The organism is Streptococcus mitis subsp. hohhotensis (genome assembly GCF_000722775.1).
GTDB lineage: Bacteria > Bacillota > Bacilli > Lactobacillales > Streptococcaceae > Streptococcus > Streptococcus carlssonii.
This window is the reverse complement of sequence record NZ_JPFZ01000010.1, coordinates 125828-141061: the sequence shown is the minus strand read 5'-3', so window position 1 is coordinate 141061 and position 15234 is coordinate 125828. Positions and strand designations below refer to the sequence as shown.

The 15234-nt window shown below is 39.2% G+C and carries 15 protein-coding genes; 13 read left to right on the top strand and 2 right to left on the bottom strand.

Going from position 1 to position 15234, the window contains the following annotated elements:
- Window positions 1–145 precede the first annotated feature (145 nt).
- Genes secY2 through SK608_RS11780 form a run of 10 tightly spaced genes read left to right on the top strand, consistent with a single transcriptional unit; the run spans window position 146 to window position 10804 of the window.
- Entirely contained in the window at window positions 146–1363 is a 1218-nt protein-coding gene (gene secY2, locus SK608_RS08030) for an accessory Sec system protein translocase subunit SecY2 (protein ID WP_033678043.1), read from the top strand.
- Between the two features lie 9 nt (window positions 1364–1372).
- Entirely contained in the window at window positions 1373–2953 is a 1581-nt protein-coding gene (asp1, locus tag SK608_RS08025; RefSeq protein WP_033678041.1) for an accessory Sec system protein Asp1, read from the top strand.
- A complete protein-coding gene (gene asp2 / locus SK608_RS08020) occupies window positions 2937–4472 on the top strand; it encodes an accessory Sec system protein Asp2 (protein WP_033678039.1) in 1536 nt (511 codons plus the stop codon). The genes asp1 and asp2 overlap by 17 nt, the downstream gene beginning before the upstream one ends.
- Window positions 4469–4909, top strand: coding sequence for an accessory Sec system protein Asp3 (gene asp3 / locus SK608_RS08015; protein WP_033678037.1), 441 nt, complete (start codon window positions 4469–4471; stop codon window positions 4907–4909). Before asp2 ends, asp3 begins: the two co-directional genes overlap by 4 nt.
- Window positions 4902–7274, top strand: coding sequence for an accessory Sec system translocase SecA2 (gene secA2, locus SK608_RS08010; protein ID WP_033678035.1), 2373 nt, complete (start codon window positions 4902–4904; stop codon window positions 7272–7274). Before asp3 ends, secA2 begins: the two co-directional genes overlap by 8 nt.
- A 12-nt stretch (window positions 7275–7286) precedes the next feature.
- The gene (gene gtfA, locus SK608_RS08005) at window positions 7287–8798 is read left to right on the top strand and encodes an accessory Sec system glycosyltransferase GtfA (RefSeq protein ID WP_033678033.1); all 1512 of its coding nucleotides are present in this window, start codon (window positions 7287–7289) and stop codon (window positions 8796–8798) included.
- Complete coding sequence (gene gtfB, locus SK608_RS08000; RefSeq protein WP_033678031.1) at window positions 8791–10128, top strand: accessory Sec system glycosylation chaperone GtfB; 1338 nt, start codon at window positions 8791–8793, stop codon at window positions 10126–10128. The genes gtfA and gtfB overlap by 8 nt, the downstream gene beginning before the upstream one ends.
- A gap of 1 nt (window position 10129) precedes the next feature.
- Complete coding sequence (gene asp4 / locus SK608_RS07995; RefSeq protein WP_001278708.1) at window positions 10130–10309, top strand: accessory Sec system protein Asp4; 180 nt, start codon at window positions 10130–10132, stop codon at window positions 10307–10309.
- A 4-nt stretch (window positions 10310–10313) separates the two neighbouring features.
- Window positions 10314–10538 (top strand): accessory Sec system protein Asp5, encoded by a 225-nt coding sequence (asp5, locus tag SK608_RS07990; protein WP_000569970.1) that lies wholly within the window; start codon window positions 10314–10316, stop codon window positions 10536–10538.
- 59 nt (window positions 10539–10597) lie between these two features.
- Window positions 10598–10804, top strand: coding sequence for a hypothetical protein (locus SK608_RS11780; RefSeq protein ID WP_023943574.1), 207 nt, complete (start codon window positions 10598–10600; stop codon window positions 10802–10804).
- Here SK608_RS11780 and SK608_RS07980 read toward each other — a convergent pair.
- Together SK608_RS07980 and sstT are read right to left on the bottom strand one after the other, a co-directional pair.
- On the bottom strand, window positions 10786–11739 hold the full coding sequence (locus tag SK608_RS07980) for an aromatic acid exporter family protein (RefSeq protein WP_033678028.1): 954 nt from the start codon (window positions 11737–11739) through the stop codon (window positions 10786–10788). The two genes, SK608_RS11780 and SK608_RS07980, sit on opposite strands and share 19 nt — an antisense overlap.
- A gap of 67 nt (window positions 11740–11806) precedes the next feature.
- Window positions 11807–13012: a serine/threonine transporter SstT gene (gene sstT, locus SK608_RS07975; RefSeq protein WP_033678026.1), complete on the bottom strand. Its 1206-nt coding sequence runs from the start codon at window positions 13010–13012 to the stop codon at window positions 11807–11809.
- Between the two features lie 151 nt (window positions 13013–13163).
- Between sstT and SK608_RS07970 the strand changes: the two genes are divergently transcribed.
- Genes SK608_RS07970 through SK608_RS07960 form a run of 3 tightly spaced genes read left to right on the top strand, consistent with a single transcriptional unit; the run spans window position 13164 to window position 15232 of the window.
- A complete protein-coding gene (locus SK608_RS07970) occupies window positions 13164–13730 on the top strand; it encodes a mechanosensitive ion channel family protein (protein ID WP_033678024.1) in 567 nt (188 codons plus the stop codon).
- Window positions 13731–13781: 51 nt separating this feature from the next.
- The gene (locus SK608_RS07965) at window positions 13782–14690 is read left to right on the top strand and encodes a magnesium transporter CorA family protein (RefSeq protein ID WP_033678022.1); all 909 of its coding nucleotides are present in this window, start codon (window positions 13782–13784) and stop codon (window positions 14688–14690) included.
- Between the two features lie 14 nt (window positions 14691–14704).
- On the top strand, window positions 14705–15232 hold the full coding sequence (locus tag SK608_RS07960) for a YqeG family HAD IIIA-type phosphatase (RefSeq protein WP_000963748.1): 528 nt from the start codon (window positions 14705–14707) through the stop codon (window positions 15230–15232).
- Window positions 15233–15234 lie beyond the last annotated feature (2 nt).

Below are 15234 nucleotides of genomic sequence, written 5' to 3'. Positions count from 1 at the left end.
GTTAGAGGCAGATTTTTTCTGCTTTTTTTGTTATAATGGTAACGTGAAAAATCAATAAAAAATCTCAAAATATCTGATGGTATATTGATTATAAATTACTCAGTAGAAATAGACTAGAAACGAGTTTTAGAGAGTAGGATTAAACATGAAAAATATTTTTTCATCCATCACAGTTAAAAAAGGGCTAGCAACATTGTTTTTTATATTCATATTTATAGCAGGAAGTAGATTGACCCTCCCTTTTGTAGATATGAATAATAGGGAATTTTTAGGAGGAACTGCTGCCTACTTAGCTTTTTCCACAGCAATGACAGGTGGAAATTTGAGAAGTTTATCCTTGTTTTCAGTAGGATTATCTCCATGGATGTCTTCGATGATTTTATGGCAGATGCTTTCTTTTTCAAAAAAATTAAATCTGACATCTGGAGCTATTGAAATACAAAATAGAAGACAGATGTACTTAACCTTGTTTATTGCTTTGATTCAGGCATTAGCTATTTCGTTAAATCTCCCAATTCAGTCCAGTGTGCCTAAGATGTTAGTTATCGTCCTCAATACCTGCCTATTGATAGCGGGTGCTTTTTTCTTGGTGTGGTTATCAGACATCAATGCAACTGTAGGTATCGGGGGTTCTATGATTATTTTATTGATTGGAATGGTTTTAAACATTCCTCAAGATTTGATTGAAACATTTAGAACTGTTCCCATACCTCTTTTTGTTTTAATCGGTTTGATTATTATGGGGATTGTCTTTACTTATCTGGTAGCTCTGCTTTATCGTGCTCGTTATCGTATAGCAGTTCATAAGATTGGCCTACATAATCGTTTTAAGAGATATTCATATTTTGAGATTATGCTTAATCCTGCCGGAGGGATGCCTTTTATGTATGTCATGACTTTTTTGAGTTTACCAACGTATGTATTGTTGTTGTTACAGACGATTTTTCCGGGCAATCTACTTTTTACTGAAATTTCATCTCAGTATACAATGGGTAAACCATTATGGATTTATATGTATATGATTATTCTTTTTATTTTTAGTATAGCCTTTGCTTTTGTAAATATGAGTGGGGAACAAATTTCAGATCGAATGAAAAAATCAGGAGAATATATTTATGGAGTCTATCCGGGTGAAGAAACGAGTCGTTTTATCAATCGATTGGTTTTTAGGTTTTCTATTATTGGTGCTGTATTTAATGTAGTAATGGCTGGAGGGCCTCTACTATTTGTATTAGTTGATGAGAAACTACTTAGAGTGGCAATGATTCCTGGTTTGTTTATGATGTTCGGAGGTATGATTTTTACAGTCAGAGATGAAGTGAAAGCTCTGAGATTAAACGAAACTTATAAACCATTGATTTAGGAGGGTGTCATGTATTATTTTATTCCAGCTTGGTATGGTTCAGAACGTCAGTGGCATGCGGATGTGATTCCTTGGTACCATTCACAATTTCGTTTTGAGTTTGATGATACCTTTAATCAAATTCGTCTCTTTCAAAGACAAGGCATATCATCTCGCTTATTAGTATTAGCTTATCAACCACACTTACGTTATTTTTTACATATACATGGTGTTTTAGAGACAGATGTCTACTCTGTTTTTGATGATATGCAAGATTTCTATGGACTGCATACTCAGGTTCTTCACATTAGAGATATAGAGTGGGATAGTGATTGCCAATTTCTTTATAGTCCCTTTGCTATTATCGTGCAAAAAAAAGGTAAGAAATATGCTCAGATAGAGCATGGAGTAGAGGGTTTTATTAGTGAGATTAGGTATTTTGATTCAAATGGTCAGATTAGCAAGCGCTATATCATGGATGATAGAGGATTTGTATCTAGTGTAATCTATTTTGAGGATGGACAAGCTATGTATCAGGACTATCTGGATCCTAAAGGAATTTGGAGATTTAGGGAATATATTCAAGAGGAAGGTAGAATTGAGATCAATCCGATTTTTGCCTATCGATTTAAATTACTTAACTATCGAAATATGGAGCATTTGGTAGCAGAATTTTTTGATAAATATTTGAAAAAAAATCAAAAGAAGCAGGATATTTTTATCATTCCGTCACATCCTTATCATGATCAGTTTATCTTTGATCATATTCCAAGTACTAATCCTAAAATTTTGAGTCTCTTTATCAATCGTAATTCACAGAATACCTTTAGAGAGTTATCAGTATCGGTTGATCGAGCTAGTTTAGTGTTAGTGGATAGAGAGGATAGTTTACAACTTTTGCAGGAACTATATCCTGAACTTTCTAATAAATTTTACCATCTTTCTCCTTTTGATACACGCTTACGTCTGGGACGAAGTCAAACTCGAAAGGAATCAATCATTTACTATCAACTTGATTTCAACGAAGAAATTGATAGGGAAGCATTGACTCAAGTTTTGTTATTTATTTCAGAAACTAAAAATACAGAGGTCATTTTTGGAGCCTTTTCTGCTAGTCAGGAACAGATGGATGATGTGGAGGCTCTTGTTTATGAAATTATTCAAGAGAAAATTCATACTGATAGTTTAGAAAAAGGAATAGACTATGGAGATGCGGAAAATCCTTTAGAAGAAAATCAAGAGCAGGAACTACGTTTTCAATTTGTCAATATGAATGATGAGTTGGATTTGATTAAGACATTAGAGTTTGTTCGTTTGATTGTGGATCTTAATAAACAACCTCATCTCTATACTCAAATAGCAGGTATTAGTGCAGGAATTCCTCAGATTAATCGGGTTGAAACCGTTTATGTAGAACATTTGAAAAATGGCTATTTACTTTCAGATGTGACAGAGTTTTCAACGGCTGCACATTACTATATAGATAGATTGAAAGAATGGAACCAGGCCTTGATTTACTCTATTGATAAAATCAAGGAACATACTGGTCACCGTTTCTTAGATAAATTACATCACTGGATTGAGGAGGTTACTAATGTCAAAGGACTATAAAATCCTACAGATAGGGATTGATAATTGGGCTCATCATTACGATATTCCTGAAAATATGGATTGGTACTATTTCTGTCCCAACTCACCGCTAGCTCTTCGTAAAATGATGGAAATGGATAGCATCACAAATTTTCATGCAATTTTGGTAGAGGATGGTCAGTATATAAGGGATTTGTTACCATTTATTCACCATATAGAACCCTATACTTTACTTTATAATCAAGATTTTAAAACGACAGACTCAGTCATTCTTGATTGCTTAAAAAAGCGATGTGCTCAAGCTATAGACTTCTCAGATCCTCAGCGATTAGTGAATGATTTATCCACATCTCTTTTTGGTGGAGGTTACGGTGATAAATTATTTCCATCAACGATACAAATTCGTTCAAATTTTCGAGGGGCTATCTCTTATCAGGGACTTGATTATGTCAGTTTGGAAGGGAATTTTGGAGATGATTTCCAACAAATAGCTTACTGGCCATATAATTTTATAGTTTCTAAAAACTTCCCTATAGAATTATGGTTGGAATTTGAAAAGCAAGGAAACTGTGAATTTCGTTTTGTTATCCGTAAGATATGGTCTGGTGGTGTTGATGATTTTTTTGAAGAAAAAATCTATAATGAATGTGAATTAAAAAGGGCTATAGTGGTAGATAACGAAGAGATTGATATCTTTTTGTCTGTATCAATCGAAGCTCGTGGTAGCGGAAGTTTGACGCTAGGGAATTTGCACCAACGTTGGAGTCGCAGACAGTTTGGTAAATTTTTCCTCGGGGGAAATATTCTACATGATAAAATTCGTGACGAAATTAACTACTTCTTTCATCCGGGTGATTTCAAACCACCTTTGGCGGTCTACTTTGCTGGGTATCGTCCTGCCGAGGGATTCGAGGGATATTGGATGATGAAAAATTTAGGATGTCCTTTTCTTTTATTCTCAGATCCTCGTCTTGAGGGTGGAGCCTTTTACCTTGGTAGCGAGGAACTAGAAGAGAAGATAAAAGATACTATTCGTTACTATCTACAGTATTTAGGTCTTACTCATAAAGATTTAATTTTATCTGGTCTTTCCATGGGGACTTTCCCAGCTCTTTACTATGGTGCTTTCTTTGAACCTAGAGCTGTTATTGTAGGAAAACCTCTGGCTAATCTTGGAACAATTGCTCGTAGAGGTCGCTTAGATGCACCAGCTGTCTCCAATTTGGCATTTGATGTGTTAATCCATCATACAAATGGAGTGACATCTGACCATATGTTGGAATTAGATCAACGTTTTTGGAAAGTCTTTAAACAAGCTGATTTTTCAAAAACAACTTTTGGTCTATCTTATATGAAAGATGAGGAAATGGATAGCCATGCCTACGAACAATTAGTAACGTATCTGTGTAATACTGGTGCAAAGATTCTTTCCAAGGGAACATCTGGTCGACACAATGATGATACTGCTACAAATGTGGCTTGGTTTTTGCATTTTTATAGTATGGTATTGGGAGCGGAGTTTGGAAGAGGTGACAAATGATTATCAATCAAAGAGAAAATATCACTTGGGGAGAGGTAATGGGAACATTTATGTATGGTAGTAAGGTGACATATTACGAAGATAAACATATTAGTCTATATAATCCCTTGGTGCCATCAGGAGAAATCTTAAAAACATGGTTTTCCAGTGTGAACTATCAAGCCTTTAGAACTCAACCCAGTCTTCCCTTACTTAAAAGAAAACAGGATTATCAATTATGTATGGATTTTGAATGTCATCCTACAAATGGAGTCTATATAAAGATTGTCTTTTTTGATAGATATGGGGATGTGATCGAAGAGAAAATTGAAAAGATGAAGATCTTTGATTTTACCTATCCTGATGATACCTATACCTATCAAGTCTCCCTTCTAAGTGCTGGTTTTGAGTCCTTGGATTTTTATTCTTTTTCTATTAAGGAGACGAATCGTGTTTAAAGGTTTTTATCAAGATTTTCAACTTAGAAAAGTTAAAAAGATTCTAAAAAAGATTAATGATCTTAAAGAAAAGATGGAGTCTCTCTCAGACCAAGAACTAGCGGCAAAAACGGTGGAGTTTCGTCAACGTCTTGCTAAAGGAGAGACGGTAGATGATCTTCTAGTGGAAGCTTTTGCTGTTGTTCGTGAAGCGGATAGACGCGTATTGGGGATGTTCCCTTATGATGTCCAAGTCATGGGAGGAATCGTTATTCATCAGGGAAATGTTGCTGAGATGAATACTGGTGAGGGAAAAACCTTGACAGCTACTATGCCTATTTATCTCAATGCCTTGACAGGTAAAGGTACCATGCTGATTACTACCAATGACTATCTAGCTAAACGCGATGCTGAGGAGATGGGACAAGTATACCGTTTCTTAGGATTGACAATTGGGGTACCTTTTACAGATGATCCAAAAGAGGAATTGACGTCAGAAGAGAAAAAAAGAATTTATGCATCAGATATCATCTATACAACTAATAGTAATTTAGGATTTGATTATTTAAATGATAATCTAGCCTCAAATGAGAAAGATAAATTTTTACGCCCCTTTGATTATGTCATTATTGACGAGATTGATGATATTCTATTAGACAGCTCTCAGACACCTCTTATCATTGCAGGCGCTCCTCGGGTTCAGTCTAATCACTACGGTATTATTGACACACTTGTAACGACTTTGGTTGAAGGTGAGGATTATATTTTTAAAGAGGAAAAAGATGAAGTTTGGTTGACCACTAAAGGTGCTAAAGCTGCTGAAAGTTTTTTAGGGATTGACCATTTTTATCAGGAGGAGAATGCAACCTTTGCTCGTCATTTAGTTTATGCGATTCGAGCCCATAAGCTCTATACAAAAGATAAGGACTATGTTATTCGTGGGAATGAGATGGTACTGGTGGATAAGGGCACAGGACGTTTAATGGAAATGACCAAACTGCAGGGAGGTCTCCATCAGGCTATTGAGGCAAAGGAACATGTCAAATTATCTCCAGAAACACGGGCCATGGCCTCTATCACCTATCAGAGCCTTTTTAAGATGTTTAATAAGATATCTGGTATGACAGGGACAGGTAAGGTTGCAGAAAAAGAGCTTCTGGAAACTTATAATATGTCGGTAGTGCGGATTCCAACCAACCGTCCTAGACAACGGATTGACTATCCAGATAATCTATACGTCACTTTACCTGAAAAAGTGTATGCTTCTTTGGAGTACATCAAGGAATACCATGCTAAGGGGAATCCCTTACTCGTTTTTGTAGGTTCAGTTGAAATGTCTCAACTTTATTCGTCACTCTTGCTCAGAGAGGGAATTGCCCATAATGTTTTAAATGCTAATAACGCGGCGCGTGAGGCTCAGATTATCTCCGAGTCAGGTCAAATGGGAGCTGTTACAGTGGCAACTTCTATGGCAGGACGTGGTACGGATATCAAACTTGGTAAGGGAGTCGCAGAACTCGGTGGCTTAATTGTTATTGGAACTGAGCGGATGGAAAGTCAGCGGATCGACCTGCAAATTCGTGGCCGTTCTGGCCGTCAGGGAGATCCTGGTATGAGTAAGTTTTTTGTATCCTTGGAGGACGATGTTATCAAGAAATTTGGTCCATCTTGGGTTCACAAGAAGTATAAAGATTATCAAGTTCAAGATATGACTCAACCGGAAGTATTGAAAGGTCGTAAATACCGAAGGCTAGTCGAAAAGGCTCAGCATGCCAGTGATAGTGCTGGACGTTCGGCACGTCGTCAGACTCTAGAATATGCTGAGAGTATGAATATTCAACGGGATATGATCTATAAAGAAAGAAATCGTCTAATAGATGGTTCTCGTGACTTAGAGGATGTTGTTGAGAAAATCATTGCTAGCTACATAGAGCAAGTGACTTCTTCAGAATATGAAAACCGAGAGTTACTCTTCCACTTTATCGTTACCAATATTAGTTTTCATATTAAAGAGGTTCCAGATAATATAGATGTGACTGACAAAACTGCAGTTCGTAGCTTTATGAAGCAGGTGATTGATAGAGAACTTTCTGAAAAGAAAGAATTGCTTGAGCAACATGGTTTGTATGAACAGTTTTTACGACTTTCTATGCTCAAGGCTATTGATGACAACTGGGTAGAGCAGGTAGACTATCTACAACAGTTATCTATGGCTATCGGTGGTCAATCTAATAGTCAGAAAAATCCAATCGTAGAGTACTATCAAGAAGCCTATGCAGGCTTTGAAACCATGAAAGAACAAATTCGTGCGGATATGGTGCGTAATCTCCTGATGGGCTTGGTTGAAGTCACTCCTAAGGGTGAGATTATGACTCATTTCCCATAAAAAGAGGAAAATATGACAATTTACAATATAAATTTAGGACTTGGATGGGCTAGTAGCGGTGTTGAATACGCACAAGCCTATCGTGCTGGTGTTTTTCGAAAATTAAATCTGTCCTCTAAGTTTATCTTTACAGATATGATTTTAGCCGATAATATTCAGCACTTAACAGCCAATATTGGTTTTGATGATGATCAAGTTATCTGGCTTTATAATCATTTCACAGATATCAAGATTGCACCGACTAGAGTGACAGTGGATGATGTTTTGGCTTATTTTGAAGGTATAGAGGAACGAAGGGAAAAAAATGGCAAGGTCTTACGTCTTTTCTTTTCTGACCAAGACAAGTTTATCACTTGTTATTTAGTAGATGAGAAAAAGGATCTTGTTCAACATGTAGAGTATGTCTTTAAAGGAAAATTGATTCGAAAGGATTATTTTTCTTACACTCGTTATTGTAGCGAATACTTTGCTCCCAAGGACAATGTTGCAGTCCTATATCAACGAACTTTTTATAATGAGGACGGAACTCCAGCCTATGATATTTTGATGAATCAAGGTAAGGAAGAAATTTATCGTTTCAAGGATAAGATTTTCTATGGGAAGCAAGCCTTTATGCGTGCCTTTATGAAATCCTTGAATTTGAACAAGTCTGATCTGGTCATTCTCGATAGGGAGACAGGCATTGGACAGGTTGTTTTTGAGGAAGCACAAGCAGCGCATTTAGCTGTAGTTGTTCATGCGGAGCATTATAGTGAAAATGCTACAAATGAGGATTACATCCTTTGGAATAACTATTATGACTATCAGTTTACCAATGCAGATAAGGTTGATTTCTTTATCGTATCCACTGATAGACAGAGAGAAGTTCTGCAAGAGCAATTTGCCAAATATACTCAGCATCGTCCAAAGATTGTTACTATCCCTGTAGGAAGTATTGATGCATTAACTGAGTCAAGTCAGGGACGTAAGCCATTTTCATTGATTACGGCTTCGCGTCTTGCCAAAGAAAAACACATTGACTGGTTGGTCAAGGCGGTCATTGAGGCTCGTAAGGAAATCCCTGAATTGACCTTTGATATTTATGGTAGTGGTGGAGAAGAATCTTTGCTCAGAGAAATTATTGCAAATCATCAGGCTGAGGATTATATCCAGCTCAAGGGGCATGCCGAACTTTCGCAGATTTATAGCCAGTATGAGGTTTACTTGACGGCTTCTACCAGCGAAGGATTTGGTTTGACCTTGATGGAAGCAATTGGTTCAGGTCTACCCCTAATCGGTTTTGATGTGCCTTATGGTAATCAGACTTTTATAGAGGATGGGCAAAATGGTTATTTGATTCCAAGTTCATCTGACCATGTAGAAGACCAAATCAAGCAAGCTTATGCAGCTAAGATTTGCCAACTGTATCAAGAAAATCGTTTGGCGGATATGCGTGCCCATTCTTACCAAATTGCAGAAGGTTTCTTAACCGAAGAAATTTTAGAAAAGTGGAAGAAAACAGTAGAGGAGGTGCTCCATGATTGAACTTTATGATCGTTATAGTCAGGAAAGTCGAGATTTACATGAAAGTCTAGTCGCTACTGGTCTTTCCCAACTTGGAGTGATCATCGATGCAGACGGTTTTCTGCCTGATGGTCTGGTCTCTCCTTTTACCTATTATCTAGGTTACGAGGATGGAAAACCTCTTTATTTTAATCAAGTTCCTGTTCCAGCTTTTTGGGAAATTTCAGGAAATAATCAGTCTGCTCGTATTGAAGATATGACACAGGAGAGAGCTGTCATTCATTATGCTGATGGTTTGCAGGCTCGCTTGGTTAAACAGGTAGACTGGAAAGACCTAGAAGGTCGAGGACGCCAGGTTGACCACTACAATCGCTTCGGAGCTTGCTTTGCTACAACGACCTACAGTGCAGATGGTGAGCGGATTATGACGGTTTACCAAGATGTCAATGGTAAGGAAGTCTTGCTGGAAAACCATGTGACGGGTGATATCTTATTGACTTTGCCAGGTCAGCCCATGCGTTACTTTGCAAATAAGGTTGAATTTATCACCTTCTTTTTGCAAGATTTGGAAATAGATACAACTCAGCTTATCTTTAATACCTTAGCGACTCCTTTCTTGGTTTCCTTCCATCATCCAGATAAGTCTGGCTCAGATATCCTAGTTTGGCAGGAACCTCTCTATGATGCTATTCCAGGCAATATGCAGTTGATTTTGGAAAGTGATGATGTGCGTACTAAGAAAATCATCATTCCCAACAAGGCGACTTATGAGCGCGCTTTAGAGTTGACTGACGAGAAATATCATAATCAGTTTGTGCACTTGGGTTATCATTACCAGTTCAAACGCGATAATTTCCTAAGACGAGATGCCTTAATCTTGACCAATTCAGATCAGATTGAGCAAGTAGAAGCGATAGTAGAAGCCTTGCCTGATGTCACTTTCCGTATCGCAGCGGTGACAGAGATGTCTTCTAAGCTCTTAGACATGCTTCGTTATCCTAATGTGGTTCTTTACCAGAACGCTAGTCCACAGAAGATTCAGGAACTGTATCAATTGTCGGATATTTACTTGGATATAAACCACAGCAATGAGTTGCTACAGGCAGTGCGTCAGGCCTTTGAGCACAATCTCTTGATTCTGGGCTTCAATCAAACGGTCCACAATAGACTTTATATCGCTCCAGACCATCTATTTGAAAGTAGTGAGGTTTCTGCTTTGGTTGAGACCATTAAACTGACCCTTTCAGATGTTGATCAAATGCGTCGGGCACTTGGCAAACAAGGCCAACATGCAAACTATGTTGACTTGGTGCGATATCAGGAAACCATGCAAACTGTTTTAGGAGGCTAACATGTCAGACGAAGATTTATTTTACAAAGACGTTGAAGGTCGCATGGAAGAGTTGAAACAAAAACCTATCAAGAAGGAAAAAGAAACCCGAGGGGAAAAGATTAGTAAAACTTTTTCACTCTTACTGGGTTTGATGATTCTGATTGGTTTGCTCTTCACTTTGCTGGGAATTTTGAGGTAGACCTATGATTGAAATACTGATTGTTTTAGCTATTATCCTATCTCTTGCTTTGATTGTATTGGTAACTATACAACCCCGTCAAAATCAACTATTTTCCATGGATGCGACTAGTAATATTGGTAAACCAAGTTACTGGCAGAGCAACACCTTAGTAAAGGTTCTCACTTTATTAGTGAGTTTGGCCCTATTCGTTTTACTATTAACCTTCATGGTGATAACTTACAAATAAAAGAAAACTTCAGATATTCACCTTTTGTGATTGGTCTGAAGTTTTCTTTTTTATACTCAATGAAAATCAAAGAGCAAACTAGGAAGCTAGCCGGATGCTGCTCAAAACACTGTTTTGAGTTTGTGGATAGAAGTGACGAAGTCAGCTCAAAACACTGTTTTGAGGTTGTAGATAAGACTGACGAAGTCAGTAACCATACCTACGGCAAGGTGAAGCTGACGTGGTTTGAGGAGATTTTCGAAGAGTTTTACTGTCCATATTTTTGATAAAAGTCAACTTTTACTTGGATGAAGGTTTTGGCTTCACGTAGGAGTTGAAGAAGGGTGGCGCGAGTTTCAAATTCTTCTCTTGTCTTGGGGAGACTGCGGCTACGGAAGATTTCCAAATAACGTTCAATTTCATCTAGCAAATCAGAAGCAGGATTTGTCTGGCTCAGTTGACCTGCAATTTTTGAAAAGAGTTGGGCCAAAATCAGGCTCTCACTGGCAGCTAGGCGACAGGTGTTGATTTGCTGGGCCATATTTCGCAGGATACGACTTTGTCGCTGTCTCATCTCAAAGTAGTGAATATGGTAATCAGTCTGGTGAAAGAGGTGGTCTGAGTGATCCAAATAGACCAGTCTGAGGGCTTCTTCCAAAAGAGTGTCTAATTCTTCCACAAGCTGTGCTCGGTTACGTCCATCCCCTCTGGATAAATAATATTTGAAGCGTAGGAGGATATCTTTTAACTTTTCTTCCACCAGTGTGTGGTAGTGCTGGATTTCCTCTTCTCGTGAAGGCATATAGAGATTAACAAGCAAGGCAAATCCAGTACCGATTGCAAAGAGAAGAAATTCATTGACTAGAAGGTCTGGAGAGATTGACTCTTGAACCAAGAGATGGCTAACCAAAACCGTGCTTGGTGTGATGCCAATTTCCCAGCCCATCATATAGGCTAGAGGAACGTAGAATGCAAGATAGAGGCCAAGGCTCCAGATATGAAATCCGCTCAAGTGAAAAGCCAAAACTCCGATAACCAGAGCCAGAAGCATGGAAAAGAGCCGATTGCGGGCCAGTTTTAAAGTACTTCTACGTGTATCAGATAGGCTCAAGAGGGCGATGATTCCAGCCGAGACAGCTGAGGAAAGATTGAGAAAATAAGCAAGAAGGCAGGCAAGACAGGTAGCTAAGATGAGCTTGGCCGTACGTTGGCTAATAGACATAAGAATTTCCTGGTAAGTTAGAATAAAAGCGTAAAAGACAAGACCTGAGCAGGCTTGTCTTTATGCGCTATTTTTTACGGGCTGCTGCGTATTCGGCAACAGCAGTAAAGAGGACGTCTGTAGAAGAGTTAAGGGCTGTTTCACATGAGTCTTGGATGACACCAATCACAAATCCAACACCGACAACTTGCATGGCAATATCGTTAGAAATACCGAAAAGGCTACAAGCAACTGGGATAAGAAGGAGGGATCCTCCGGCAATACCAGAAGCACCACAGGCTGAGATAGCTGCTACCACACTGAGGACAAAGGCTGTGGCAAAGTCAACAGGGATTCCCAAAGTATTTACTGCAGCAAGGGTCAAAACGTTAATAGTAATCGCTGCCCCGGCCATGTTGATAGTAGAACCAAGTGGGATAGAAACAGAATAGGTATCTGGATCCAGTCCAAGGTCGTGGCAAAGTTTCATGTTGACAGGGATGTTGGCAGCAGAACTACGAGTAAAGAAGGCTGTCACACCGCTGACACGCAAACATTTCCAAACGAGGGGATAAGGGTTTCTCTTCATAAAGAGGAAAGCAATCAATGGATTGACTACTAAGGCCACAAAGAACATGGTTGTCACCAAGAGGGCAAGTAAGATTCCGTAGTTGGCTAGGCTTCCGATTCCCTTATCAGAGATGGTTTTGAAGACAAGACCAAGGATACCAAATGGAGCTAGGTTAATGATCCATTCGACAATCTTAGAAGTCACATCAGCCATGGTTTTCAGCAATTCTTTACTATTTTTGCTGGCTTCTCTCATGGCAATCCCGAAAACAACTGCCCATGATAGGATACCAATGTAGTTGGCTGTGACAAGGGCATTAACTGGATTGTCAACCAGTTTGAGCAAGAGGTTGCTGAGGACTTGTCCAATCCCATCTGGTGGAGCAATATCGGTATTAGCGCTATTTAGGGTAATTTCAACAGGGACGATGAAACTTGCTAGTACAGCGATAAGGGCAGCGGCAAAGGTTCCCACCAAGTAAAGGAAGATAACGGTTTTCATATTGCTATCTTGTCCCTTTTGATGTTGGGAAAGGGCATTGGCAACGAGGGCAAAGACCAGAATCGGTGCGATGGCTTTAAGGCCACCAACAAAGAGATCTCCTAGCAGGCCAATTCCTGAAATGTTAGGAAGTGTCAGTCCTAGGGTTCCTCCAATAAGCATGCCAATCAAGATACGTTTGATTAGGCTTGCCTTATTCCAAGCATGAATGAATTTTTTCATAACAATCTCCTTTGTTGTGTAATGTTTATGATTATAGTATAAATATGAACTAAAATCAAGAATTTTCTGTCTATTTTTGAAATTATTTTTGAATATTTATGGAGAATGACACTTTATGAAAGTATGGTATAATAAATGAAAGGAGTTTTCTATGCAAGAATTTATTCAAACCTATCTCAATAAGCTTGATATAACAACGATTATCGAGAATATCTTAACCAAGCTACTTTCTCTTTTATTCTTATTTTTACTCTTTTATATAGCTAAAAAGCTACTTCATACCATGGTGCAGAGAATTGTTAAACCTTCTCTAAAAATGTCTCGTCATGATGTCGGGCGTCAGAAAACCATCTCACGTCTGTTAGAAAATGTGTTTAATTATACCCTTTATTTCTTTTTACTTTACTGCATTTTGTCGATTTTAGGTTTGCCAGTTTCTAGTTTGCTGGCAGGTGCTGGGATTGCTGGGGTGGCTATTGGGATGGGAGCCCAAGGTTTTCTGTCTGATGTCATCAATGGCTTTTTCATCCTCTTTGAACGTCAACTGGATGTGGGAGATGAGGTTGTTTTGACAAATGGTCCTATTACTGTATCGGGCAAGGTCGTCAGCGTCGGCATTCGAACAACGCAACTCAGAGGAGAAGATCAGGTTCTGCACTTCGTTCCCAATCGGAATATCACCGTCGTCAGCAATTTCTCTCGGACAGACCAGGCCTGAAATTTTAGCAGATTTATGGTACAATAGAAAGAGTTTGGTAAAGGAGAGAAGATGTTTTTAGAAAAACAGTTGGGCAATGGTTGTACCTGGATTAACCTAGATTTGGACAAGTTGAAAAAACTAGAGGACCTTTCTGAAATCTACGGTTTGGACAAGGAAACCATTGAGTACGCACTGGATAGGAATGAGCGTGCCCACATGGATTATCACCGCGAAAATGGGACTGTGACCTTTATCTACAATGTCTTGAACTTGAAAAAGGATAAGGCCTACTACGAAGCCTTTCCCATGACCTTTATCGTGGAACATCGTCGCCTGATTACCATTAGTAATACCAAGAACGCCTATGTCATTGAACAGATGACCCGTTATCTGGAGAGTCATGACACGCTTTCGATTTACAAGTTTCTCTTTGCCAGTCTGGAAATCATCAGCAATGCCTACTACCCTGTCATCGAGCAGATGGACAAGAGTAAGGATGAGGTCAATGGCCTCTTGCGCCAGCGGACGACTAAGAAAAACCTCTTTGCACTTTCCGACTTGGAAACTGGTATGGTTTATCTTACTGCGGCTGCCAAGCAAAATCGCATGTTGCTGGAACATATCCAAGGGCATGCCCTCTATCGCAGTTTTAACGAGATTGAGAGAGAACAGTTTGATGATGCCATGATTGAGGCTCATCAGCTGGTATCCATGACAGACTTGATTTCTCAAGTCCTCCAACAACTATCAGCATCTTACAACAACATCCTAAACAATAATCTGAATGATAATTTGACAACCTTGACCATCATTTCAGTCTTGCTAGCGGTTTTGGCAGTAGTGACAGGCTTTTTCGGAATGAATGTTCCCCTACCTTTAACAGATGAGCCCCATGCTTGGCTCTACATCAGTTTGGCTAGTGCTGGGTTGTGGATTGTCCTGTCGTTGTTGCTAAGGAAAATTGCGAAAAAAAGTTAAGAAAAGGAGCCAGAATGGCGATTGAAAATTACATGCCAGATTTTGCTGTGGAAGCAGTCTATGATCTGACAGTCCCAAGCCTGCAGGCGCAGGGAATCAAGGCTGTTTTGGTCGATTTGGACAATACCCTCATAGCTTGGAACAATCCTGACGGGACGCCAGAGATGAAGCAATGGCTACATGATCTTCGGGACGCGGGCATTCGCATTATCGTGGTCTCAAATAACACTAAGAAACGCGTCCAACGAGCAGTTGAGAAGTTTGGAATTGATTACGTTTATTGGGCTCTGAAGCCCTTCACATTTGGGATTGATCGTGCCATGAAGGAATTCCACTATGAGAAAAGCGAAGTGGTCATGGTTGGTGACCAGCTCATGACAGATATACGAGCAGCCCACCGTGCAGGCATTCGCTCGATTTTAGTCAAACCCTTGGTCCAACATGACTCGATCAAAACGCAGATTAACCGAGCTCGTGAGCGTCGTGTGATGCGAAAAATCACTGAAAAGTACGGACCGATTACATATAAAAAAGGAATTTAACT

Excerpts from the sequence above, each read along its gene's own strand:
- secY2 (WP_033678043.1), top strand. The coding sequence starts at position 146 with ATGAAAAATATTTTTTCATCCATCACAGTTAAAAAAGGGCTAGCAACA.
- asp1 (WP_033678041.1), top strand. The coding sequence starts at position 1,373 with ATGTATTATTTTATTCCAGCTTGGTATGGTTCAGAACGTCAGTGGCAT.
- asp2 (WP_033678039.1), top strand. The coding sequence starts at position 2,937 with ATGTCAAAGGACTATAAAATCCTACAGATAGGGATTGATAATTGGGCT.
- asp3 (WP_033678037.1), top strand. The coding sequence starts at position 4,469 with ATGATTATCAATCAAAGAGAAAATATCACTTGGGGAGAGGTAATGGGA.
- gtfA (WP_033678033.1), top strand. The coding sequence starts at position 7,287 with ATGACAATTTACAATATAAATTTAGGACTTGGATGGGCTAGTAGCGGT.
- gtfB (WP_033678031.1), top strand. The coding sequence starts at position 8,791 with ATGATTGAACTTTATGATCGTTATAGTCAGGAAAGTCGAGATTTACAT.
- asp4 (WP_001278708.1), top strand. The coding sequence starts at position 10,130 with ATGTCAGACGAAGATTTATTTTACAAAGACGTTGAAGGTCGCATGGAA.
- asp5 (WP_000569970.1), top strand. The coding sequence starts at position 10,314 with ATGATTGAAATACTGATTGTTTTAGCTATTATCCTATCTCTTGCTTTG.
- SK608_RS11780 (WP_023943574.1), top strand. The coding sequence starts at position 10,598 with ATGAAAATCAAAGAGCAAACTAGGAAGCTAGCCGGATGCTGCTCAAAA.
- SK608_RS07980 (WP_033678028.1), bottom strand. The coding sequence starts at position 11,739 with ATGTCTATTAGCCAACGTACGGCCAAGCTCATCTTAGCTACCTGTCTT.
- sstT (WP_033678026.1), bottom strand. The coding sequence starts at position 13,012 with ATGAAAAAATTCATTCATGCTTGGAATAAGGCAAGCCTAATCAAACGT.
- SK608_RS07970 (WP_033678024.1), top strand. The coding sequence starts at position 13,164 with ATGCAAGAATTTATTCAAACCTATCTCAATAAGCTTGATATAACAACG.
- SK608_RS07965 (WP_033678022.1), top strand. The coding sequence starts at position 13,782 with ATGTTTTTAGAAAAACAGTTGGGCAATGGTTGTACCTGGATTAACCTA.
- SK608_RS07960 (WP_000963748.1), top strand. The coding sequence starts at position 14,705 with ATGGCGATTGAAAATTACATGCCAGATTTTGCTGTGGAAGCAGTCTAT.